General features: G+C 61.2%; 1 protein-coding gene. It reads left to right on the forward strand.

Annotated elements, in window-relative coordinates; all coding sequences use genetic code 11:
* The coding region (locus J9892_RS22745; protein WP_210539101.1) for a DDE-type integrase/transposase/recombinase at positions 1-338 on the forward strand (338 nt) is incomplete at both ends.

The following is a 338-nucleotide window of genomic DNA, read 5'->3' on the forward strand; positions in this document are numbered from 1 at the left end:
ACGGGTGAGGTCCGTCAGGCACAAGTCTTTGTCGCCGTGCTCGGTGCGTCCAACTACACCTTTGCCGAGGCCACCTGGTCCCAGTCACTGCCGGACTGGCTGCAAAGCCATGTCCGTGCCTTTGAGTTTTTCGGCGGGACACCGGTACTGCTGATCCCCGACAACCTCAAGAGCGGTGTCAGCAAGGCTTGCCGATACGATCCCGAGCTCAACCCCAGCTACCAGCAGTTGGCCGAGCACTATCAGGTGGCGGTGATGCCAGCTCGCCCTTACAAGCCTAAGGACAAAGCCAAGGCCGAGGTGGGTGTGCAGATCGTCGAGCGCTGGATCCTGGCTCG

Source organism: Aeromonas sp. Prich7-2 (assembly GCF_017939255.1).
GTDB lineage: Bacteria > Pseudomonadota > Gammaproteobacteria > Enterobacterales > Aeromonadaceae > Aeromonas > Aeromonas caviae.